This window comes from Rhizobium sp. CIAT894 (assembly GCF_000172795.2).
Taxonomy (GTDB): Bacteria; Pseudomonadota; Alphaproteobacteria; order Rhizobiales; family Rhizobiaceae; genus Rhizobium.
The window spans coordinates 1,682,672-1,700,880 of record NZ_CP020947.1; the positions used below are offsets into that span (position 1 = coordinate 1,682,672).

General features: G+C 60.7%; 26 protein-coding genes. 22 read left to right on the forward strand and 4 right to left on the reverse strand.

The features are described 5' to 3' along the window. Positions 1 to 10: 10 nt before the first annotated feature. The 19 genes from rpmC (at position 11) to RHEC894_RS08435 (ending at position 10,648) form a co-directional block, all read left to right on the forward strand. Positions 11 to 211 carry a 50S ribosomal protein L29 gene (gene rpmC / locus RHEC894_RS08345; RefSeq protein ID WP_085736915.1) on the forward strand — a complete coding sequence of 67 codons (201 nt, stop codon included), beginning with the start codon at positions 11 to 13 and terminating at the stop codon, positions 209 to 211. 12 nt (positions 212 to 223) lie between these two features. Further along, entirely contained in the window at positions 224 to 463 is a 240-nt protein-coding gene (rpsQ, locus tag RHEC894_RS08350; RefSeq protein WP_004674926.1) for a 30S ribosomal protein S17, read from the forward strand. Between the two features lie 260 nt (positions 464 to 723). Continuing rightward, complete coding sequence (rplN, locus tag RHEC894_RS08355; RefSeq protein ID WP_003573790.1) at positions 724 to 1,092, forward strand: 50S ribosomal protein L14; 369 nt, start codon at positions 724 to 726, stop codon at positions 1,090 to 1,092. 11 nt (positions 1,093 to 1,103) lie between these two features. Next, on the forward strand, positions 1,104 to 1,412 hold the full coding sequence (gene rplX, locus RHEC894_RS08360; RefSeq protein ID WP_003547559.1) for a 50S ribosomal protein L24: 309 nt from the start codon (positions 1,104 to 1,106) through the stop codon (positions 1,410 to 1,412). Beyond that, positions 1,405 to 1,962 carry a 50S ribosomal protein L5 gene (rplE, locus tag RHEC894_RS08365; RefSeq protein WP_003573788.1) on the forward strand — a complete coding sequence of 186 codons (558 nt, stop codon included), beginning with the start codon at positions 1,405 to 1,407 and terminating at the stop codon, positions 1,960 to 1,962. Before rplX ends, rplE begins: the two co-directional genes overlap by 8 nt. A 32-nt stretch (positions 1,963 to 1,994) precedes the next feature. Beyond that, entirely contained in the window at positions 1,995 to 2,300 is a 306-nt protein-coding gene (gene rpsN, locus RHEC894_RS08370; RefSeq protein ID WP_003573787.1) for a 30S ribosomal protein S14, read from the forward strand. Positions 2,301 to 2,312: 12 nt separating this feature from the next. Then, positions 2,313 to 2,711: a 30S ribosomal protein S8 gene (rpsH, locus tag RHEC894_RS08375; RefSeq protein WP_003547562.1), complete on the forward strand. Its 399-nt coding sequence runs from the start codon at positions 2,313 to 2,315 to the stop codon at positions 2,709 to 2,711. 42 nt (positions 2,712 to 2,753) lie between these two features. Then, positions 2,754 to 3,287, forward strand: a complete 534-nt coding sequence (gene rplF / locus RHEC894_RS08380; protein ID WP_003578670.1) for a 50S ribosomal protein L6 — start codon at positions 2,754 to 2,756, stop codon at positions 3,285 to 3,287. A 12-nt stretch (positions 3,288 to 3,299) separates the two neighbouring features. Next, positions 3,300 to 3,662 (forward strand): 50S ribosomal protein L18, encoded by a 363-nt coding sequence (gene rplR / locus RHEC894_RS08385; protein WP_085736916.1) that lies wholly within the window; start codon positions 3,300 to 3,302, stop codon positions 3,660 to 3,662. A gap of 131 nt (positions 3,663 to 3,793) precedes the next feature. After that, entirely contained in the window at positions 3,794 to 4,363 is a 570-nt protein-coding gene (rpsE, locus tag RHEC894_RS08390; RefSeq protein WP_085736917.1) for a 30S ribosomal protein S5, read from the forward strand. A 14-nt stretch (positions 4,364 to 4,377) separates the two neighbouring features. Then, positions 4,378 to 4,587: a 50S ribosomal protein L30 gene (gene rpmD, locus RHEC894_RS08395; protein ID WP_003547566.1), complete on the forward strand. Its 210-nt coding sequence runs from the start codon at positions 4,378 to 4,380 to the stop codon at positions 4,585 to 4,587. 16 nt (positions 4,588 to 4,603) lie between these two features. After that, positions 4,604 to 5,080 carry a 50S ribosomal protein L15 gene (gene rplO / locus RHEC894_RS08400; RefSeq protein WP_085736918.1) on the forward strand — a complete coding sequence of 159 codons (477 nt, stop codon included), beginning with the start codon at positions 4,604 to 4,606 and terminating at the stop codon, positions 5,078 to 5,080. A gap of 231 nt (positions 5,081 to 5,311) precedes the next feature. Then, positions 5,312 to 6,652, forward strand: a complete 1,341-nt coding sequence (gene secY, locus RHEC894_RS08405) for a preprotein translocase subunit SecY (RefSeq protein ID WP_085736919.1) — start codon at positions 5,312 to 5,314, stop codon at positions 6,650 to 6,652. Beyond that, a complete protein-coding gene (locus RHEC894_RS08410) occupies positions 6,649 to 7,299 on the forward strand; it encodes an adenylate kinase (RefSeq protein WP_085736920.1) in 651 nt (216 codons plus the stop codon). Before secY ends, RHEC894_RS08410 begins: the two co-directional genes overlap by 4 nt. Before the next feature lie 221 nt (positions 7,300 to 7,520). Continuing rightward, positions 7,521 to 7,889 (forward strand): 30S ribosomal protein S13, encoded by a 369-nt coding sequence (gene rpsM, locus RHEC894_RS08415; RefSeq protein ID WP_003573772.1) that lies wholly within the window; start codon positions 7,521 to 7,523, stop codon positions 7,887 to 7,889. A gap of 133 nt (positions 7,890 to 8,022) precedes the next feature. After that, positions 8,023 to 8,412 carry a 30S ribosomal protein S11 gene (rpsK, locus tag RHEC894_RS08420; RefSeq protein ID WP_003547577.1) on the forward strand — a complete coding sequence of 130 codons (390 nt, stop codon included), beginning with the start codon at positions 8,023 to 8,025 and terminating at the stop codon, positions 8,410 to 8,412. 97 nt (positions 8,413 to 8,509) lie between these two features. Then, the gene (locus tag RHEC894_RS08425; RefSeq protein ID WP_003547579.1) at positions 8,510 to 9,520 is read left to right on the forward strand and encodes a DNA-directed RNA polymerase subunit alpha; all 1,011 of its coding nucleotides are present in this window, start codon (positions 8,510 to 8,512) and stop codon (positions 9,518 to 9,520) included. 125 nt (positions 9,521 to 9,645) lie between these two features. Continuing rightward, positions 9,646 to 10,068 carry a 50S ribosomal protein L17 gene (gene rplQ, locus RHEC894_RS08430; RefSeq protein ID WP_085736921.1) on the forward strand — a complete coding sequence of 141 codons (423 nt, stop codon included), beginning with the start codon at positions 9,646 to 9,648 and terminating at the stop codon, positions 10,066 to 10,068. Between the two features lie 160 nt (positions 10,069 to 10,228). After that, positions 10,229 to 10,648: a DUF2809 domain-containing protein gene (locus RHEC894_RS08435; protein ID WP_085736922.1), complete on the forward strand. Its 420-nt coding sequence runs from the start codon at positions 10,229 to 10,231 to the stop codon at positions 10,646 to 10,648. On the opposite strand, the gene msrQ is transcribed toward RHEC894_RS08435, so the two are convergent. Together msrQ and msrP are read right to left on the reverse strand one after the other, a co-directional pair. Next, positions 10,637 to 11,293, reverse strand: a complete 657-nt coding sequence (gene msrQ / locus RHEC894_RS08440; RefSeq protein WP_085736923.1) for a protein-methionine-sulfoxide reductase heme-binding subunit MsrQ — start codon at positions 11,291 to 11,293, stop codon at positions 10,637 to 10,639. The two genes, RHEC894_RS08435 and msrQ, sit on opposite strands and share 12 nt — an antisense overlap. After that, complete coding sequence (gene msrP, locus RHEC894_RS08445) at positions 11,293 to 12,240, reverse strand: protein-methionine-sulfoxide reductase catalytic subunit MsrP (RefSeq protein WP_085736924.1); 948 nt, start codon at positions 12,238 to 12,240, stop codon at positions 11,293 to 11,295. The genes msrQ and msrP overlap by 1 nt, the downstream gene beginning before the upstream one ends. A gap of 336 nt (positions 12,241 to 12,576) precedes the next feature. On the opposite strand from msrP, the gene ilvD reads away from it, so the two are divergent. Next, positions 12,577 to 14,415 carry a dihydroxy-acid dehydratase gene (gene ilvD, locus RHEC894_RS08450; protein WP_085736925.1) on the forward strand — a complete coding sequence of 613 codons (1,839 nt, stop codon included), beginning with the start codon at positions 12,577 to 12,579 and terminating at the stop codon, positions 14,413 to 14,415. Between the two features lie 59 nt (positions 14,416 to 14,474). Here the strand turns inward: ilvD and RHEC894_RS08455 are convergent, their stop codons facing one another. Further along, the gene (locus RHEC894_RS08455; protein ID WP_010067037.1) at positions 14,475 to 14,810 is read right to left on the reverse strand and encodes a lysozyme inhibitor LprI family protein; all 336 of its coding nucleotides are present in this window, start codon (positions 14,808 to 14,810) and stop codon (positions 14,475 to 14,477) included. 37 nt (positions 14,811 to 14,847) lie between these two features. Continuing rightward, positions 14,848 to 15,228 carry a DUF1232 domain-containing protein gene (locus tag RHEC894_RS08460; protein ID WP_010067036.1) on the reverse strand — a complete coding sequence of 127 codons (381 nt, stop codon included), beginning with the start codon at positions 15,226 to 15,228 and terminating at the stop codon, positions 14,848 to 14,850. Between the two features lie 246 nt (positions 15,229 to 15,474). Here RHEC894_RS08460 and RHEC894_RS08465 point away from each other — a divergent pair, with 246 nt between their 5' ends. Together RHEC894_RS08465 and RHEC894_RS08470 are read left to right on the forward strand one after the other, a co-directional pair. After that, positions 15,475 to 16,878, forward strand: a complete 1,404-nt coding sequence (locus RHEC894_RS08465) for a DegQ family serine endoprotease (protein WP_085736927.1) — start codon at positions 15,475 to 15,477, stop codon at positions 16,876 to 16,878. Next, the gene (locus RHEC894_RS08470) at positions 16,875 to 18,191 is read left to right on the forward strand and encodes a replication-associated recombination protein A (protein ID WP_085736928.1); all 1,317 of its coding nucleotides are present in this window, start codon (positions 16,875 to 16,877) and stop codon (positions 18,189 to 18,191) included. The genes RHEC894_RS08465 and RHEC894_RS08470 overlap by 4 nt, the downstream gene beginning before the upstream one ends. The last annotated feature ends 18 nt before the right edge of the window (positions 18,192 to 18,209 follow it).

The following is an 18,209-nucleotide window of genomic DNA, read 5'->3' on the forward strand; positions in this document are numbered from 1 at the left end:
AGAAGGCACGATGAAAGCCGAAGAAGTACGCGGCCTCACGGCCGACCAGCTCAAGGACAAGCTTGCAGACCTGAAGAAGGAGCAGTTCAACCTGCGCTTCCAGAAGGCGACCGGCCAGCTCGAAAAGTCCTCGCGCATCAACGAAGTCCGCAAGGACATCGCCCGCGTGAAAACCATTGCCCGCCAGAAGGCGGCAGAAGTTAAGGCCTAAAGGAAGAAAAATATGCCGAAGCGCATCCTGCAGGGCGTCGTCGTTGGCGACAAGAACGAGAAGACGGTAGTGGTTCGCGTCGAGCGTCGTTTCGCTCACCCGCTGCTCCAGAAGACCGTTCGTCGTTCCAAGAAGTACAAGGCCCACGACGAGAACAACCAGTACAAGATTGGCGATACCGTATCCATCGAGGAATGCGCGCCGATCTCCAAGGACAAGCGCTGGACGGTCATCGCCGCCCAGGGCAAGTAAACAGAATTTTGCGCGAGGCCTTGCGTCTCGCCGAAATATCTGTATGAAGCAGCGTCAGAACGCTCGAATGCCGGGCGTTCTTTTGCTTTGAGCGCACGGAAGGTCCCGTTCGGGAAACCACCCTGGCACGATCGATCCCGCGCTATTCAGCTATTGCCGTGTCTGTGCTGCCGTTACGGCAGCTCGGCCGGCGAAAATTTTCATAAGCCGGAGTAGGGGGCTAGCCCAACCATTCCGGTAAACCAAGAAGGCGACCTGATATGATTCAGATGCAAACAAACCTCGACGTCGCGGATAATTCCGGCGCACGTCGTGTCATGTGCATCAAGGTGCTGGGCGGCTCGAAGCGCAAGTATGCCTCGATCGGCGACGTCATTGTCGTTTCGATCAAGGAAGCGATCCCGCGCGGCCGTGTGAAGAAGGGTGACGTGATGAAGGCGGTTGTCGTTCGCACCGCCAAGGACATCCGTCGTCCGGATGGCTCCGTCATCCGCTTCGACACCAACGCAGCAGTCCTCATCGACAACAAGAAAGAGCCGATCGGCACCCGTATCTTCGGACCGGTTCCGCGCGAACTTCGCGCCAAGAACCACATGAAGATCATCTCGCTGGCTCCCGAAGTACTGTAAGGAGCGAAGCGATGCAGAAGATTCGTAAGGGCGACAAGGTCGTCATGCTCGCCGGCAAGGACAAGGGCCGTACCGGCGAAGTTGTCCAGGTCATGCCGAAGGAAGATCGTGCCGTTGTTCGTGGCGTCAACGTCGTCAAGCGCCATCAGCGCCAGACGCAGACCCAGGAAGCCGGCATCATCAACAAGGAAGCCCCGGTTCACCTGTCCAACGTTGCAATCATCGACAAGGACGGCAAGCCCACCCGCGTCGGTTTCAAGGTTGTTGACGGCAAGAAGGTCCGTGTGGCCAAGCGTTCTGGAGAAGTGATCGATGGCTGAGGCAAAATACGAGCCGCGGCTCAAGAAGGAATATGTCGAGCGCATCCGCAAGGCGATGCAGGAGCAGTTCTCCTACGCCAACGAGATGATGATCCCGAAGCTCGACAAGATCGTGATCAACATGGGTGTGGGCGAAGCCACCGCTGATTCGAAGAAGCCGACGGTTGCTGCCGCCGACCTCGCAGCGATCGCCGGCCAGAAGCCGGTCATCACCCGCGCACGCAACTCCATCGCAGGCTTCAAGGTCCGCGAACAGATGCCGATCGGCGCGAAGGTTACCCTGCGCGGCGCCCGCATGTACGAGTTCCTGGACCGTCTCGTGAACATCGCGCTGCCGCGCGTTCGCGACTTCCGCGGCCTGAACCCGAAGAGCTTTGACGGCCGTGGCAACTTCGCCATGGGCATCAAGGAGCACATTGTGTTCCCTGAGATCAACTACGACAAGGTTGATCAGATGTGGGGCATGGACATCATCGTTTGCACGACGGCGACGACCGACGACGAAGCACGGGCTCTTCTGAAAGAGTTCAGCTTCCCGTTCCGTCAATAACCGTAACGACGAGCGTAGAAAAGGAACCTGACATGGCGAAGACAAGCGCAGTTGAAAAGAACAAGCGCCGCCGTACTACGGTCGCAAACCAGGCCGCGAAGCGGGCTGCGTTGAAGGCGATCATCATGAACCAGGCTCTTCCGATCGAAGAGCGGTTCAAGGCCTCGATCAAGCTGGCATCCCTGCCGCGTGATGGATCGAAGACCCGTATTCGCAACCGTTGCGAAGTTTCGGGGCGTCCGCGCGCATATTACCGCAAACTGCGCATGTCGCGTATTGCGCTGCGTGAACTGGGCAATCTCGGCAAGGTGCCGGGTATCGTCAAGTCGAGCTGGTAAGGAGCAGGTTACATGACAATGACTGATCCGTTGGGCGATATGCTCACCCGTATCCGTAACGGCGCTTCCCGCCGCAAGTCGTCGGTTTCGACGCCTGCGTCCAAGCTCCGTGCACGTGTTCTCGATGTCCTGCAGTCCGAAGGCTACATCCGTGGCTATTCCGTTGTCGATTTCGGCAATGGCAAGTCGGAACTCAGCATCGAGCTGAAATATTATGAAGGCGCATCGGTGATCCGCGAGATCGGCCGTGTGTCCAAGCCGGGCCGCCGGGTTTATGTCTCGGTCAAGTCCATTCCGCAGGTCGCGAACGGCCTCGGCATCACCATCCTTTCGACTCCGAAGGGTGTGATGGCCGATCACCAGGCTCGCGAACAGAACGTTGGTGGCGAGGTTCTTTGCTCGGTCTTCTAAGATCGGGCAAGGATCTCCATAGCGAACAGACAGGATTGAAACATGTCTCGTATCGGTAAAAAGCCCGTTCAGGTGCCTGCTGGGATCACGGCTACGGTCGATGGCCAGAAGGTGACTGCTAAGGGCCCGAAGGGCGAGCTGTTTTTCGTCGCAAACGACGAAATCAGCCTCAAGCTCGAAAACAACGCGGTCGTCGTGACGCCCGTCAACCAGACCAAGGATGCACGTTCGAAGTGGGGCATGTCCCGCACGATGATCGAAGGCATCTTTAAGGGCGTCAAGGACGGCTTTGAGCGCAAGCTCGAAATCAACGGCGTCGGTTACCGCGCCTCGCTGCAGGGCAAGAACCTGCAGTTGGCTCTCGGTTTCAGCCATGACGTGATCTATGAACCGCCGGTCGGCATCACGATCGCCGTTCCGAAGCCGACTGAAATTGTTGTCTCCGGCATCAATAAGCAGCAGGTCGGTCAGGTTGCCGCTGAAATCCGCGAATATCGCGGTCCCGAGCCCTACAAGGGCAAGGGCGTCAAGTACGCTGACGAGCGGATCGTCCGCAAAGAAGGCAAGAAGAAGTAAGGATCACGCGAAATGGCTAGCAGGAAAGAAGCACTTGCACGTCGTGCCAACCGCGTGCGCCGTCATCTCAAGTCGGTGGCCAATGGCCGTCCGCGCCTGTCGGTTCATCGCTCCTCGAAGAACATCTACGCCCAGGTCATCGACGATGTGGCCGGCAAGACGCTCGCGTCTGCCTCCACCCTCGATAAGGATCTGCGCGGTTCTCTGAAGACCGGTGCCGATACCGCCGCCGCCGCCGTTGTCGGCAAGCTCGTTGCCGAGCGCGCCTCCAAGGCCGGTGTTACGGAAGTCGTATTCGACCGTGGCGCCTTCATCTATCACGGCCGCATCAAGGCTCTCGCCGAAGCGGCCCGCGAAGGCGGTCTCACCTTCTGATCAGTTTCCGGCCGGACGCTTTTGGCGCCGGCCGGATTTTCGCCGGACCGCAGGCGCTCTCCGAAAGGGGAGGCTGATGCGGTCCACATTCGTTTGCCGATTGCACCCGGAAAAGAAAAAGGAAGAGGACAATGGCACAGGAAAGAAGGCCGCAGCGGGAAGACCGCCAGGCCCGTGAAGAGCGCGATAGCGAATTCGTCGACAAGCTGGTCGCGATCAACCGCGTCGCCAAGGTCGTCAAGGGCGGCCGTCGTTTTGGTTTCGCGGCACTCGTCGTCGTTGGCGACCAGAAGGGCCGCGTCGGCTTCGGCCACGGCAAGGCACGCGAAGTGCCGGAAGCCATCCGTAAGGCAACCGAAGCCGCCAAGCGCGAACTGATCTTCGTACCGCTGCGTGACGGCCGTACGCTGCATCACGACGTTCATGGCCGCCACGGCGCCGGCAAGGTTCTGCTGCGCTCGGCCAAGGTCGGTACCGGCATCATCGCCGGCGGTCCGATGCGCGCCGTATTCGAAACGCTCGGCATGCATGACGTCGTCGCCAAGTCGACCGGTTCGTCGAACCCCTACAACATGGTTCGCGCCACCTTCGACGCTCTCAAGCACCAGGTTCACCCGAAGGACATCGCAGCTCAGCGCGGCATCAAGTATGCAACGCTGCAGGCTCGTCGTAGCGCCTCCGGCAACGCCTCTGAAGAATAAGAGGAGTTTGACAGATGGCCAAGGCTACCAAGAAGGCTGAAGCGAAGACTGTCACGATCGAACAGATCGGCAGCCCGATTCGCCGTCCGGATGTTCAGCAGCGCACGCTGATCGGTCTCGGACTGAACAAGATGCACCGTCGCCGCACGCTGGAGGATACGCCTTCGGTTCGTGGCATGATCCGTGCTGTCCAGCATCTCGTTCGCGTCGTCGACGAGAAGTGAGACGGAGGAAACGCTCATGAAACTCAATGAAATTAAAGACAACGAAGGCTCGACTCACAGCCGCAAGCGCCTCGGCCGCGGTATCGGCTCGGGCTCGGGCAAGACTGCCGGTCGCGGTGTGAAGGGTCAGAAGTCCCGTTCGGGCGTCGCCATCAACGGCTTCGAAGGCGGCCAGATGCCGATCTATCGTCGCCTGCCGAAGCGCGGCTTCAACAACATTTTCGCTTCCGATTTTGTTGTCGTGTCGCTCGCCCGTATCCAGGCGGCAATCGACGCCGGCAAGCTCGACGCCAAGGCGACCGTTGACGCAGCTGCTCTCAAGGCAGCCGGCGTCATCCGCCGCCCGAAGGACGGCGTTCGCGTTCTTGCCGACGGCGAGCTCAAGGCCAAGATCACCATCGTCGTTGCAGGCGCTTCCAAGCCTGCCGTCGAAAAGATCGAAAAGGCCGGCGGCACCGTGACGCTGCTTTCGGCTCCGGCTGCAGCCGAATAATAATCTGATGATATATCGCCCGGGGTGCTTCACACCGGGCGATTTTGCTCCCATATGTGGGCCTCACAAAAACTTGGCTGGCGCGCCCGCGTCATGCCGGTAAGACTAAACGAGGGTGAGGCATGGGGTTGCACTGCAATCCGTTCTGAACCCGGTTTTGAATAATTTTCATACTGATTCCGGGGCCGGCCTATCCCCAGAGACGCCGGAATTGGTAGCGCGGAGAATCGCATGGCTTCTGCAGCGGAACAATTGGCATCCAACCTCAATTTTTCGACCTTTGCCAAAGCCGAGGATTTGAAGAAGCGCTTGTGGTTCACACTGGCAGCTCTCCTCGTCTACAGGCTCGGCACCCATATTCCGCTTCCGGGCCTCAATCCTGAAGCTTATGCCCAGGCTTTCCGCGGCCAGGCAGGCGGCATTCTCGGCCTCTTCAACATGTTTTCGGGCGGCGCTGTCCAGCGCATGGCGATCTTCGCGCTCGGCATCATGCCCTATATCTCTGCTTCGATCATCGTGCAGCTCATGACCTCGGTCGTGCCGGCGCTCGAAAACCTCAAGAAAGAGGGCGAGCAGGGCCGCAAGATCATCAACCAGTATACCCGCTACGGCACGGTCATTCTCGGTGCGCTCCAGGCCTACGGCATTGCCGCCGGCCTTGAGAGTGGCCAGGGCCTCGTTGTCGAGCCGGGCTTGTTCTTCCGTGTTTCCACCGTTCTGACGCTGCTCGGCGGCACCATGTTCCTGATGTGGCTCGGTGAGCAGATCACCTCGCGCGGCATCGGTAACGGCATCTCGCTGATCATCTTCGCCGGCATCGCCGCCGGTCTTCCGACAGCTCTTGCCGGCACGCTGGAACTCGGCCGCACCGGTGCGCTGTCGACCTTCCTCATCCTGCTTGTCATCATCGTCGCGATCGGCGTCATCGGCGTCATCGTCTTTGTCGAGCGGGCGCAGCGCCGGCTGCTGATCCAGTATCCGAAGCGCCAGGTCGGCAACCGCATGTTCCAGGGCGATACCTCGCACCTGCCGCTGAAGCTCAACACCTCGGGCGTCATCCCGGCGATCTTCGCCTCGTCGCTGCTGCTGCTGCCGGCAACGCTTGCAGGCTTTGCCAGCAGCACGGCAATGCCCGCCTGGGCAACCTCGATCGTCGCGGCGCTGGGCCATGGCCAGCCGCTCTACATGGTGCTCTATGCGGCGCTGATCGCCTTCTTCGCCTTCTTCTACACGGCCATCGTCTTCAATCCGAAGGACACGGCCGACAATCTGAAGAAGCATGGCGGCTTCATTCCCGGCATCCGCCCGGGCGAACGAACCGCCGAATATATCGACTACGTGCTGACCCGAATCACCGTGATCGGCGCGATCTATCTCGTCTTCGTCTGCATCCTTCCGGAGATCTTGGTGTCGCAAACCGGCATTCCATTATCCCTTGGTGGGACTTCGCTTTTGATCGTGGTTAGCGTAACTCTTGATACGGTTGCACAGATCCAGGGTCACCTGATCGCGCAGCAATACGAAGGCCTGATCAAGAAATCGAAGTTGCGTGGAGGAAAGAGGGGGAGATGAGACTTATCCTTTTGGGGCCGCCGGGCGCGGGTAAGGGAACCCAGGCCCAGCGGATCGTGGAAAAGCACGGCATTCCGCAGCTTTCCACCGGCGACATGCTGCGTGCGGCGGTTAACGCCGGCACCGATGTTGGCAAGCGCGCCAAGGCGGTCATGGACGCCGGCAAACTCGTCTCGGACGAGATCGTTATCGCCATCGTCTCGGAGCGAATCGATCAGCCAGATTGCGCCAACGGCTTCATCCTCGACGGTTTCCCCCGGACGCTCGTCCAGGCGGACGCCACCGAAGCGATGCTGAAGGCAAAGGGTCTCGGTCTGTCCGTCGTCATCGAATTCCGCGTCGATGATGAGGAACTGGTCCGTCGTGTTGCCGGTCGCTATTCCTGCGCACAGTGCGGCAGCGTCTATCACGACACCGACAAGGTTCCGGCTGCCGAAGGCGTGTGCGACAAGTGCGGTTCCACGCACTTCAAGCGCCGTCCGGATGACAACCCGGAGACCATGACGGCTCGGCTGCAGGTCTACTACAAGGAAACCTCGCCGCTGATCGGCTATTACCATGCCAAGGGCAAACTCAGGTCCGTGGACGGCATGGCGGAGATCGATCAGGTGACGGCCGAGGTCGAAAGTATTCTTTCCAAGCTTTAAGGCTTTGAAAATAAACTTGGCGGAACGGTTGCTTTTCAGCAGTGATTCCGCTAAACACCGCGCCAACTCGCGACATTCCATGCGATCGGCGCGGATTTCCCAGGGAAGTCCGGGTGCGGTCGTTTTGACATGTTGCGGACGTAAATCTGAACGAGCGGTTCCAAAGACCGCATAACGAAGCCCACTTGCCGGATGGCAACTGGAATGCAAGGAGAACAGGCGTGGCACGTATCGCTGGCGTCAACATCCCGACTGCAAAGCGCGTTGTTATCGCGCTGACCTACATTCACGGGATCGGTCCGAAATTCGCACAGGAAATCGTCGAGAAGGTCGGTATTCCGGCTGAACGTCGTGTGCATCAGCTGACGGACGCCGAAGTCCTTCAGATCCGCGAAGCAATCGACCGCGACTATCAGGTCGAGGGTGATCTTCGTCGCGATACCGCGATGAACATCAAGCGCCTGATGGATCTCGGCTGCTATCGCGGCCTGCGTCATCGTCGCGGCCTTCCGGTCCGTGGCCAGCGTACGCACACCAATGCCCGCACCCGCAAGGGCCCGGCAAAGGCAATCGCTGGTAAGAAGAAGTAATTTCCGGGAAACCGGGGTGGGGAGGCTGGCGGTCTGCGCCGGCCTCTTTTGAGTTTGGAGCGGGACCATACAGGCGCCGTTCCGGTGTAGCCGCTGGCATTACGGCGGTGAAGAGATCAACGAAAGGAATACCATGGCTAAGGAAGCCGTCCGCGTTCGCCGTCGCGAGCGCAAGAATATCTCGTCGGGTGTCGCTCACGTCAACTCGACCTTCAACAACACGATGATCACCATCACCGACGCGCAGGGTAATGCGATCGCCTGGTCGTCGGCTGGCGCCAAGGGCTTCAAGGGCTCGCGCAAGTCGACCCCGTTCGCCGCCCAGATAGCTGCCGAAGACTGCGCCAAGAAGGCCCAGGAGCACGGCATGAAGTCGCTGGAAGTCGAAGTTTGCGGTCCGGGTTCGGGTCGTGAATCGGCTCTGCGCGCGCTCCAGGCTGCAGGTTTCATGATCACGTCCATCCGCGACGTGACCCCGATCCCGCACAATGGCTGCCGTCCGCGCAAGAAGCGCCGCGTCTGATCATCGCTCTCGTCACTGGTGAGCGCGCTCGCGCTCCCGGTGGTTTTCAAGCTCGGTTGCCACGATTGGATGGTGGCAACGAACGGAAGGCAAACTCATGATTCAGAAGAACTGGCAGGAACTGATCAAGCCGAACAAGGTGGAGTTCTCTTCGAGCTCGCGCACCAGGGCGACGCTTGTTGCCGAACCGCTGGAGCGCGGCTTCGGCCTGACCCTCGGCAATGCGCTTCGCCGCGTTCTGCTCTCCTCGCTGCGCGGCGCTGCCGTCACGGCGGTGCAGATCGATGGCGTGCTGCATGAATTCTCCTCGATTCCGGGCGTCCGCGAAGACGTGACGGACATCGTGCTCAACATCAAGGAAATCGCCATCAAGATGGATGGCGACGACGCAAAGCGCATGGTCGTGCGCAAGCAGGGCCCGGGCGTTGTCACGGCTGGCGACATCCAGACGGTCGGCGATATCGAAATCCTCAACCCCGAGCATGTCATCTGCACGCTCGACGAGGGCGCCGAAATCCGCATGGAGTTCACCGTCAACAACGGCAAGGGCTACGTTCCGGCCGAACGCAATCGTGCGGAAGACGCTCCGATCGGTCTCATCCCGGTCGACAGCCTCTATTCGCCGGTCAAGAAGGTGTCCTACAAGGTAGAAAATACCCGCGAAGGACAGGTTCTCGACTACGACAAGCTGAACATGACCATCGAAACCGATGGCTCGATCACCGGCGAAGACGCCGTCGCTTTTGCGGCGCGCATCCTCCAGGATCAGCTTGGCGTCTTCGTCAACTTCGACGAGCCGCAGAAGGAAACCGAAGAGGAAGCAGTTACCGAACTCGCTTTCAACCCGGCTCTCCTCAAGAAGGTGGACGAACTCGAACTGTCGGTCCGTTCGGCAAACTGCCTGAAGAACGACAACATCGTCTACATCGGCGACCTCATTCAGAAGACCGAAGCAGAAATGCTCCGCACGCCGAATTTTGGTCGCAAGTCGCTGAACGAAATCAAGGAAGTTCTCGCTTCCATGGGCCTGCACCTCGGCATGGAAGTGCCGGCATGGCCGCCCGAGAACATCGAAGATCTCGCAAAGCGTTACGAAGACCAGTATTAAAAATCAAAAAGGCAGGCTCTTTACGACTGCCTTTCCCCGTCAAACAGCAGGCCGATCGCCTGCATGTGCCAGGAAACGGCAGGCCCGGTAACGAAGTAAGGGCACTGCATTAAAGGAGAATAGCAATGCGCCACGCAAAGGCCGGCCGCAAGCTCAATAGAACTGCAAGCCACCGCAAGGCGATGTTCGCCAACATGGCGGCTTCGCTCATTACCCACGAACAGATCGTCACGACCCTGCCGAAGGCCAAGGAAATCCGTCCGATCGTCGAGAAGCTCGTTACGCTCGGCAAGCGCGGCGACCTGCATGCTCGCCGTCAGGCGATCTCGCAGATCCGCGATGCCGCTGTCGTTTCGAAGCTGTTCGACACGATCGCAACGCGTTACGCCACCCGCAACGGCGGCTACCTGCGCATCATGAAGGCCGGCTTCCGCCAGGGCGACAATGCCGCTTTGGCCGTGATCGAATTCGTTGATCGCGACACCTTCGCCAAGGGCGCAGCCGACAAGGCCCGCGTCGCTGCCGAAGAGCAGGCTGTCGCCGCTTAAGTCTTCCGCTCCGGCGGATAGAAAACAGCCGGGCTCATAAAGCCCGGCTGTTTTCGTTTGTGCTTCGGCCGCGGCCGAATGTGGCGGCGACGGACGGCGCCTCGCCGGCAGTTCGATATCTCTACCGTTTTACGGGCTGATTGATAGGGGACAGGTCCCATTGCGCGAAATCATGCAAACCCGCTCTCACGTGCAGCTCCTTCGTCTCGCAGCTCTGCTTGTGGTGATCGTGCTTGGGCTGGTGCTCAGACGGTTCGGCTATGCGATCGATCTGCCCTTCGTCGTCGTCAAATATGGCGGATCCGCGCTCTGGGGGACGATGGTCTATCTGCTCGTGGCGCTTATCGCTGCACGGTCCCGGCCGGCCGGCATCGCCATCATCGCCCTGTCCATCGCGATCTTAGTGGAATTGTTCCGGCTGTATCACACGCCCTGGCTCGACGCGTTTCGGCTGACTACGGCAGGCGCGCTGCTGCTTGGCCGGATATTCTCGCTGTGGAATATGCTGGCTTATGCAATCGGCATCGCCGCAGCCTGGGTCGTCGATCCTGCCGGTCGGGCGGTCGTCTCACGAGGCTGACGCTACCGCGCGATTGCGCGTCCGCCCCTGGCTCTGCTTCCGGCTGCGGGCAATCGGTCGCCAGGAGCGGTAGAGGATGAGCGCGATGATCAGCCCGACATAGATATGTTGCTCGAGATCGAGGATCTTGGTCGAGAGCGCGAAGTGCAGCGCTCCGCAGGCGGCGACAATGTAGACGAGACGGTGCAGCCAGATCCAGTTTTTGCCGAGACGGCGGATCGAGACGTTGTTGGATGTCAGAGCCAATGGCGCGAGCATCGCAAGTCCCGCCATGCCGAACATGATGAAGGGCCGCTTCAGCACGTCGTTGATCACCGCATTTATATCCATCGCCTGATCGAGCACCATGTAGACGGTGAAATGCATCAGTGCGTAATAGAAAGTCAGCAGGCCGAGAGCGCGGCGATAGCGTAAATAGTTCCAGCCGAAAAGCTCGCGGGCAGGGGAGACGGTAAGGGTTGCGATCAGGAAGCGGATCGTCCAGATGCCGAGAAACAGTTCGAAGGTCTTGACCGGATCGGCGCCGAGCTGATCGGTCGCACCGAGATAGAATGTCCAGGCCGCAGGCACCAGACCCACGACATAAAGCAGCCAGACGGAAGCGGGCTGCCAGCGCTTGGGGATGGCGAGCGACAGTTGCGCCATCAGAAATTCGCCTTCAGATCCATGCCGGCATAGAGGCTCGCCACCTCATCCGCATAGCCGTTGAAGGGCAGGGTGGGGTGGCGGCTTGCGCCGAAGAAACCGCTTTCGCCGATGCGCCTTTCGCTCGCCTGGCTCCAGCGCGGATGGTCGACCGCGGGGTTGACGTTGGCGTAGAAGCCGTATTCCTGCGGATTGGTCACCTGCCAGGTATTCTTCGGCTGCTGGTCGGTAAGGGTGATCCTGACGATCGACTTGATGCCCTTGAAGCCGTATTTCCACGGCACGACGAGACGGATCGGCGCGCCGTTCTGGTTCGGCAGCGTTTCGCCATAGAGCCCGACGGCAAGCAGCGTCAGCGGATGGCGCGCCTCATCCAGGCGCAGACCCTCGACATAGGGCCAGTCGAGCGACTGGAAGAAGCCTTTCTGCCCCGGCATCTCCTCCGGCCGCACCACGGTTTCGAAGGCGACATATTTGGCGCTGCCGAGTGGCTCAACCTTGTCGAGCAGCGATGCCAGCGGAAAGCCGTCCCAGGGGATGACCATCGACCAGGCCTCGACGCAGCGCATCCGATAGGTGCGCTCCTCGATCGGGAATTCCTTGATCAGCGCCTCGAGGTCGAAGGTGCCTGATTTGTTGACCATGCCGTCGACCTTGATCGTCCAGGGCAGCGGCTTGAAATCGCCGGAATTGGCCGCAGGATCGCCCTTGTCGAGGCCGAACTCATAAAAGTTGTTGTAAGTCGTGACGTCCTTGATCGGCGTCGGCTTCTCGTCGACCTTGTACTTGCTCTCGACGGCGGAAAGGGCGGCGGCACTCGCCTTGCCGGCACTGTAGAGCCCCATGGCGCCGAGCGCTGCCGCGCCTAGGAATTCCCGGCGGCGCAAATAGATCTGACGTGGCGTGATCTCAGATGACGCGATCTTCGATGGGCGATAGCTTGGCATGGCGAAACCTCCTGGGCGGATTTCTCACTATAGTTCTTAAACGCACCGCCCGCATGTACGGACCAGTGTCTAAGCCTTGAATATTGCAGACGGGAAGCCAATTTTTTGTGTTCGGTCGTGATGGAATAGGCTGTAACGAAAACGCGCGCCGAACCGTATATCATCAATTGTCCTGAAGGCGCGTCTTCGGCAGCGTACCGGATTTGACCTTGCCGGTAGTGACAGCCCCCGTCGATTGGATTAGGACAATTCCAAAAGCCAGCGTTTGCCCGGCCGGCAGGCTCCATTGCCGCTCCGCTTCGCCTGATAATTTCCGACACGTCGAGGAAGACACCGATGCCAGCTTACCGTTCCAGAACCACGACCCACGGCCGCAACATGGCAGGCGCGCGCGGCCTTTGGCGCGCCACGGGCATGAAGGATTCGGATTTCGGCAAGCCGATCATCGCGGTGGTGAATTCCTTCACCCAGTTCGTGCCCGGCCACGTCCATCTGAAGGATCTCGGCCAGCTCGTCGCCCGCGAAATCGAGGCGGCCGGCGGTGTTGCGAAGGAATTCAACACCATCGCCGTTGATGACGGCATCGCCATGGGCCATGACGGCATGCTCTATTCGCTGCCCTCGCGTGAGCTCATCGCCGACAGCGTCGAATACATGGTCAATGCCCATTGCGCCGACGCCATGGTCTGCATCTCCAACTGCGACAAGATCACCCCCGGCATGCTGATGGCATCGCTGCGCCTCAACATCCCCACCGTCTTCGTCTCCGGCGGCCCGATGGAAGCGGGCAAGGTCGTGCTGCACGGCAAGACGCATGCGCTCGACCTCGTCGATGCGATGGTCGCCGCGGCCGATGACAAGATCAGCGACGAGGACGTCCAGACCATCGAACGCTCGGCCTGTCCGACCTGCGGTTCGTGCTCCGGCATGTTTACCGCGAACTCCATGAACTGCCTGACCGAAGCGCTCGGCCTGTCGCTGCCCGGCAACGGCTCGACGCTTGCCACCCACGCCGACCGCAAGCGCCTCTTCGTCGAGGCCGGCCATCTGATCGTCGATCTCGCCCGCCGTTATTACGAGCAGGACGACGTCAAGGCGCTGCCGCGCACCATCGCCTCCAAGCAGGCCTTCGAGAATGCCATGGCGCTGGATATCGCCATGGGCGGTTCCACCAATACCGTCCTGCACATCCTTGCCGCCGCCCATGAAGGCGAGGTCGATTTCACCATGACCGATATCGACGCGCTGTCGCGTCGCGTGCCGTGCCTGTCGAAGGTCGCACCCGCCAAGAGCGATGTTCATATGGAAGATGTCCACCGCGCCGGCGGCATCATGTCGATCCTCGGCGAGCTCGACAAGGGCGGTCTCTTGAACCGCGATTGCCCGACCGTGCATGCCGAGACGCTCGGCGACGCGATCGATCGCTGGGACATCACCCGCACCACCAGCGACACTGTCCGCAACTTTTATCGTGCTGCTCCCGGCGGCATCCCGACCCAGGTCGCCTTCAGCCAGGAAGCCCGCTGGGACGAACTCGACACCGACCGCCAGAACGGCGTCATCCGCTCGGTCGAACATCCTTTCTCCAAGGACGGCGGCCTTGCCGTGCTCAAGGGCAACCTCGCGGTCGACGGCTGCATCGTCAAGACGGCCGGCGTCGATGAATCGATCCTGAAATTCTCCGGCCCGGCCCGCGTCTTCGAAAGCCAGGATGCTTCCGTCAAGGCGATCCTCGCCAACGAGGTCAAGGCCGGTGACGTCGTCGTCATCCGCTACGAAGGCCCGAAGGGTGGCCCCGGCATGCAGGAAATGCTCTATCCCACAAGCTATCTGAAGTCGAAGGGCCTGGGCAAAGCCTGTGCGCTGATCACCGACGGCCGCTTCTCCGGCGGCACCTCCGGCCTGTCGATCGGCCACGCCTCGCCGGAAGCGGCAAATGGCGGCACGATCGGCCTGGTGCGCGAAGGCGACATGATCGACATCGACATCCCGAACCGCACGATCAGCCTGCGCGTCAGCGAGACCGAACTTGCCGCCCGCCGCGCCGATCAGGACGCCAAGGGCTGGAAGCCCACGGAAGTGCGCAAGCGCAACGTCACGACCGCGCTGAAGGCCTATGCGGCCTTCGCCACGAGTGCCGATCGCGGCGCCGTGCGGGATCTGAACGCACGTTGAGTGGTTTCGAACCTACGACCCGCTGATTAAGAGTTAGCTGCTCTGCCGACCGGTCGCTTTCAGAGCGGCCGGTTGATGTTTTTATAGGTCTCGCCGAGCTGCTTCAGCCGCTCGTCATAGGCGCCTTGGAGGCAGGCGGCATCCGCCCCGCACGCCTGCCGCTTCTTCAGCCAGGCTGTCTGCTCGTCCTGCAATGTGCCGCGCGAGCCCATGGCCAGCAGGCCGGAGAGCAGCTCGAAGGTGGTGGCCATCTTCACATCGGCATCGTTGAGCGCGCGGTTGTCGCAGATCGTCTTTTCATCCGGCTTCAATTCCTGCCCATCGCAGTCGAAGCTTGCAGACCATGCCGGACCGGATGTGGAAATCAGGATCGCCAAGCCGAGAGCGGCCGACATTCGCCGTATCATCATCTTCTTCCCTCTTTAGCGCCGGTCAAACCAGCTTCCGCAGTGCCAGAGCCAGGAAGATGATGCAGGTGAGCCAGACGGCAAGGATAAAAATCAGTCCGGCCCGGCCGGAAGGACGCTCGATGCGTCTTGCTGCCTCGGCACGAAGCTCGCTCATCACCTCAGCCGGCACAAGCCTTGTTGCCAGCAGGATACCGAGCGGCACGATCAGCAGGTCGTCGAGATAGCCGAGCACGGGAATGAAATCGGGGATGAGATCGACGGGGGACAGCGCATAGGCCGCAACGGCGCCAGCTACCGCTTTCGCATACCAGGGCACGCGGCGGTCTCGGGCTGAAAGCCACAGCGCAACGATGTCACGCTTCAGTGACCTTGCCCAGATTTTGGCTTTTGATATCAGCTGCATGGCCAATCTTTCTGATTCAAATTTACAATGACCTCAAGACTTTTCCCCGCCTTATTCTTCCATGCTTCCGCCCTCTTTCCTTTCTAGCGTCGGGTCACAGAACAGGATGATTTTAGGCCGGTTCGGCCTAAAATCTGAATCCTGTTCGCAATTAAGAGTTGGAGCATGATGTCGTCCGAAAACCGCTCACACTTTTCGGCATCATGCTCTAAAAACGTGCTCAAGAGGATTCAAAAAGGAATACCCATGCAAGGCCTGTTCAAACGCGCCTCCGTCTCGCTACTTGCTCTGACGCTCCTTCTGCCGGCGGCTGCTTACGCGCAGACGGCAAAGACCGTGCCTGAGAGCCAGATGCAGATGCAGCTCTCCTTCGCGCCGCTCGTCAAGCAGACATCAGGCGCGGTCGTCAATGTCTATGCGGAAAAGACCGTCCAGCGGCAGTCACCCTTTGCCGGCGATCCCTTCTTCGAGCAGTTTTTCGGCCAGCAGATGCCGAATCGCTCGGAAAAGCAGTCCTCGCTCGGTTCCGGCGTCATCGTCGAGGCGAACGGCACTGTCGTGACCAACAATCACGTCGTCGAAGGCGCCGACGATATCAAGGTTGCGTTGCCTGATGGACGCGAGTTCCCCTGCAAAGTGGTGCTGCGCGACGACCGTGTCGATCTTGCCGTGTTGAAGATCGACACCAAGGAAAGTTTCCCGACATTGCCGATCGGCAATTCCGATGCCGTTGAGGTCGGCGATCTCGTGCTGGCGATCGGCAACCCCTTCGGCGTCGGCCAGACGGTGACGAGCGGCATCGTCTCGGCTCTTGCCCGCAACCAGGTGGTCAGGAACGAGTTCGGCTTCTTCATCCAGACCGATGCCTCGATCAATCCCGGCAATTCCGGCGGCGCTTTGATGAACATGAAGGGCGAGTTGATCGGCATCAACACGGCGATCTTCTCACGCGGCGGCGGCTCGAACGGCATCGGCTTCGCCATTCCCGCCAATCTGGTCAAGGTCTTCCTTGCCTCGGCCGATGCCGGGGTCAAAACCTTCGAACGGCCCTATGTCGGCGCGAGCTTCGATGCCGTGACCTCGGAAGTCGCCGAAGCGCTTGGGCTCAACAAGGCGCGCGGCGCGCTGGTCGTCAAAGTTTCGGAAGGCGGACCGGCGGCCAAGGCCGGATTGAAGGCCGGCGAAATCGTCACGGCCGTCGACGGCATATCCGTCGAACATCCGGATGCGCTGCTCTACCGCCTGACGACGGCTGGTCTCGGCAAATCGGTCAAACTCACCGTCGTCGAGAACGGCCGCGAGGAGCAACTGCCGCTGACGCTCGATCGCGCCCCGGAAACCTCGCCGCGCGACCAGCGCACGATTGGCGGGCGCACCCCCTTCAGCGGCGCGGTCGTCGAGAACCTGTCGCCGCGGGTCGCCGACGAGCTGCGCATGCCGCCGGAATCGTCAGGCGTCGTCGTATCCGAGGTGAAGGAGGATTCGCCTGCCGCCCGTCTCGGTTTCGAGCCGAAGGATATCATCGTCTCGATCAACGGCACCGATGTGAAGACCACCAGCGAACTCTCCGAAATCGCCGATAGCGACCCCGGCCTCTGGCGGGTAGAGATCGAGCGCGACGGTCAGCGCATCCGGCAGTTCTTCCGATGAGCAACGATCTCTTCGCACCGCGTGTTCCGGAAGAGGTGGCCGCCAGGCGGCCGCTTGCCGACCGGCTGCGGCCGAAGACGCTTGCCGATGTCACCGGTCAGGAACATCTGACCGGTGAAGACGGCGTCTTGAAAAGAATGATCGAGAGCGGCTCGCTCGGCTCGATGATCTTCTGGGGGCCGCCCGGCACCGGCAAGACGACGGTGGCCCGGCTGCTGTCCGGCGAGGCGGGGCTGGCCTTCGAGCAGATATCGGCGATTTTCTCAGGCGTCGCCGATCTGAAGAAGGTATTCGAGACGGCCCGCCTGCGCCGTATGGATGGCCGCCAGACGCTGCTCTTCGTCGATGAGATCCACCGTTTCAATCGCGCCCAGCAGGATAGTTTCCTGCCTGTCATGGAGGACGGCACCGTCATCCTCGTCGGTGCCACCACCGAAAACCCGTCCTTCGAGCTTAACGCCGCCTTGCTGTCGCGCGCCCGCGTGCTGACCTTCAAGTCGCATGACGAGGAGAGCCTGGAGGAGTTGCTGAAGCGCGCCGAGGCGATCGAGCAGAAGCCATTGCCGCTGACCGAAGAGGCGCGCATCAGCCTGATCCGCATGGCCGATGGCGACGGCCGCGCGGTGCTGACACTGGCCGAAGAGGTCTGGCGCGCCGCGCGTCAGGGCGAGAGCTTCAATACCGAGGGCCTGACGCGTATCGTCCAGCGCCGCGCGCCCGTCTACGACAAGGCGCAGGACGGCCATTACAATCTGATCTCGGCGCTGCATAAGTCCGTGCGCGGCTCGGATCCGGATGCGGCGCTCTATTATCTCGCCCGTATGTTCGATGCCGGCGAGGACCCGCTCTATCTCGGCCGGCGCTTGGTGCGCATGGCGGTGGAGGATATCGGTCTTGCCGATCCGCAGGCGCTGGTGATCTGCAATGCCGCCAAGGATGCCTACGAGTATCTCGGCTCGCCGGAAGGCGAACTGGCGCTCGCCCAGGCCTGCGTCTATCTTGCCACCGCGCCGAAATCCAATGCCGTCTACACCGCGTTCAAGGCAGCCACCCAGGCCGCCAAGCAGAACGGCTCGCTGCTGCCGCCGAAGCATATCCTCAATGCACCGACCAAGCTGATGAAGGGCGAGGGGTATGGCGACGGTTATCGCTACGACCATGACGAGCCGGACGCCTTTTCCGGCCAGGATTATTTCCCGGAGAAGATGGGCCGCCAGACCTTCTACGATCCGCCGGAGCGCGGCTTCGAGCGCGATATCCGCAAACGGTTGGAATGGTGGGACAAACTGCGCAAGGAACGCAATCCGCGCTGACGCGCCTGTTCGACTGGT

Coding starts and splice junctions, on each gene's coding strand:
- rpmC (WP_085736915.1), top strand. CDS start 11: ATGAAAGCCGAAGAAGTACGCGGCCTCACGGCCGACCAGCTCAAGGAC.
- rpsQ (WP_004674926.1), top strand. CDS start 224: ATGCCGAAGCGCATCCTGCAGGGCGTCGTCGTTGGCGACAAGAACGAG.
- rplN (WP_003573790.1), top strand. CDS start 724: ATGATTCAGATGCAAACAAACCTCGACGTCGCGGATAATTCCGGCGCA.
- rplX (WP_003547559.1), top strand. CDS start 1,104: ATGCAGAAGATTCGTAAGGGCGACAAGGTCGTCATGCTCGCCGGCAAG.
- rplE (WP_003573788.1), top strand. CDS start 1,405: ATGGCTGAGGCAAAATACGAGCCGCGGCTCAAGAAGGAATATGTCGAG.
- rpsN (WP_003573787.1), top strand. CDS start 1,995: ATGGCGAAGACAAGCGCAGTTGAAAAGAACAAGCGCCGCCGTACTACG.
- rpsH (WP_003547562.1), top strand. CDS start 2,313: ATGACAATGACTGATCCGTTGGGCGATATGCTCACCCGTATCCGTAAC.
- rplF (WP_003578670.1), top strand. CDS start 2,754: ATGTCTCGTATCGGTAAAAAGCCCGTTCAGGTGCCTGCTGGGATCACG.
- rplR (WP_085736916.1), top strand. CDS start 3,300: ATGGCTAGCAGGAAAGAAGCACTTGCACGTCGTGCCAACCGCGTGCGC.
- rpsE (WP_085736917.1), top strand. CDS start 3,794: ATGGCACAGGAAAGAAGGCCGCAGCGGGAAGACCGCCAGGCCCGTGAA.
- rpmD (WP_003547566.1), top strand. CDS start 4,378: ATGGCCAAGGCTACCAAGAAGGCTGAAGCGAAGACTGTCACGATCGAA.
- rplO (WP_085736918.1), top strand. CDS start 4,604: ATGAAACTCAATGAAATTAAAGACAACGAAGGCTCGACTCACAGCCGC.
- secY (WP_085736919.1), top strand. CDS start 5,312: ATGGCTTCTGCAGCGGAACAATTGGCATCCAACCTCAATTTTTCGACC.
- RHEC894_RS08410 (WP_085736920.1), top strand. CDS start 6,649: ATGAGACTTATCCTTTTGGGGCCGCCGGGCGCGGGTAAGGGAACCCAG.
- rpsK (WP_003547577.1), top strand. CDS start 8,023: ATGGCTAAGGAAGCCGTCCGCGTTCGCCGTCGCGAGCGCAAGAATATC.
- RHEC894_RS08425 (WP_003547579.1), top strand. CDS start 8,510: ATGATTCAGAAGAACTGGCAGGAACTGATCAAGCCGAACAAGGTGGAG.
- rplQ (WP_085736921.1), top strand. CDS start 9,646: ATGCGCCACGCAAAGGCCGGCCGCAAGCTCAATAGAACTGCAAGCCAC.
- msrQ (WP_085736923.1), bottom strand. CDS start 11,293: ATGGCGCAACTGTCGCTCGCCATCCCCAAGCGCTGGCAGCCCGCTTCC.
- msrP (WP_085736924.1), bottom strand. CDS start 12,240: ATGCCAAGCTATCGCCCATCGAAGATCGCGTCATCTGAGATCACGCCA.
- ilvD (WP_085736925.1), top strand. CDS start 12,577: ATGCCAGCTTACCGTTCCAGAACCACGACCCACGGCCGCAACATGGCA.
- RHEC894_RS08455 (WP_010067037.1), bottom strand. CDS start 14,810: ATGTCGGCCGCTCTCGGCTTGGCGATCCTGATTTCCACATCCGGTCCG.
- RHEC894_RS08460 (WP_010067036.1), bottom strand. CDS start 15,228: ATGCAGCTGATATCAAAAGCCAAAATCTGGGCAAGGTCACTGAAGCGT.
- RHEC894_RS08465 (WP_085736927.1), top strand. CDS start 15,475: ATGCAAGGCCTGTTCAAACGCGCCTCCGTCTCGCTACTTGCTCTGACG.
- RHEC894_RS08470 (WP_085736928.1), top strand. CDS start 16,875: ATGAGCAACGATCTCTTCGCACCGCGTGTTCCGGAAGAGGTGGCCGCC.